This is a genomic window from Campylobacter sp. RM12637, from assembly GCF_020137645.1.
Taxonomy (GTDB): domain Bacteria; phylum Campylobacterota; class Campylobacteria; order Campylobacterales; family Campylobacteraceae; genus Campylobacter_E.
Window position 1 is genome coordinate 1 of record NZ_JACGAV010000061.1, and the last position, 313, is coordinate 313.

1 protein-coding gene is annotated in these 313 nt (G+C 34.8%); it reads right to left on the reverse strand.

The window, feature by feature from the left end:
* Position 1: 1 nt before the first annotated feature.
* Positions 2-313, reverse strand: a 312-nt coding sequence (locus AVBRAN12637_RS09745) for a flagellin (protein ID WP_336615835.1), incomplete at its 5' end; no start/stop codon positions are given.

Here is a 313-nt window from a genome sequence, read left to right on the forward strand (position 1 = left end):
ACTATTGTAATAATCTCATTACGTTTTGTTGAACAGCATTTGCTTGGCTCATTGCATATACACCTGATTGAGCTAGGATTTGGTGTTTACTAAATGTAGCACTCTCAGATGCAAAGTCAACATCTCTAATATTACTTTCAGCTGATTTAACATTTACTTGAGTAACTGAAATATTATTAACAGTTGAAACAAGTTGGTTTTGCACAGAACCAAGGTCACTTCTAATTGCTTCAAGAGCTTTTTGAGCTGATTCAGCAATATTCATCATAGCTTGTGCGCCTTTTAAAGTCATTACACCTGCAGCATAACCATT